Origin of the sequence: Streptomyces sp. SID12501 (genome assembly GCF_010550245.1) — a bacterium.
Taxonomy (GTDB): domain Bacteria; phylum Actinomycetota; class Actinomycetes; order Streptomycetales; family Streptomycetaceae; genus Streptomyces.
In genome coordinates this window covers 1-429 of sequence record NZ_JAAGLU010000725.1, presented here as the reverse complement: position 1 = coordinate 429, position 429 = coordinate 1, and the positions used below count along the sequence as shown (strand labels likewise).

Genomic DNA, 429 nt, shown 5'->3' with positions numbered 1-429 from the left:
CGCGATCGACTTGCGGGCCTTGGTGACCTGCGGCTTCTGACCCGTGATCTGGGTCAGGTCGCGGATCGCGCCCTCGATGAGCTTGGAGTCCTTCGCGGCCTCGCCGACGCCCATGTTGACGACGACCTTGACCAGCCGCGCGACCTGGTTGATGTTCTCGTTGCCGAACTGCTCGAAGAGCGCCGGCTTGATCTCCTCGGCGTAGCGCGTCTTCAGACGCGGCAGGGCCGGGGCCTCGATGGTGGTCTCGGTCATCAGATGTCCTTACCGGAGCGCTTGGCGACGCGGACGCGCACGGTGCGCGTGCGGCCGTCCCGCTCGACCTGCTCGGTGCGGTAGCCGACCCGGGTGCCCTTCTTGGTCTCCGGGTCCACGAGCATCACGTTGCTGATGTGGATGGGGGCCTCGACGGTCTCGATGCCACCGGTG

1 protein-coding gene and 1 pseudogene are annotated in these 429 nt (G+C 67.4%); both read right to left on the bottom strand.

Features of this window, described 5'->3' with window-relative positions:
- Positions 1–255, bottom strand: a 255-nt coding sequence (gene rplE / locus G3I71_RS48135) for a 50S ribosomal protein L5 (RefSeq protein WP_164325285.1), incomplete at its 3' end; no start/stop codon positions are given.
- Positions 255–429: pseudogene (locus tag G3I71_RS48130) on the bottom strand (50S ribosomal protein L24); the annotation flags it as partial. The gene rplE and the pseudogene G3I71_RS48130, both read right to left, overlap by 1 nt.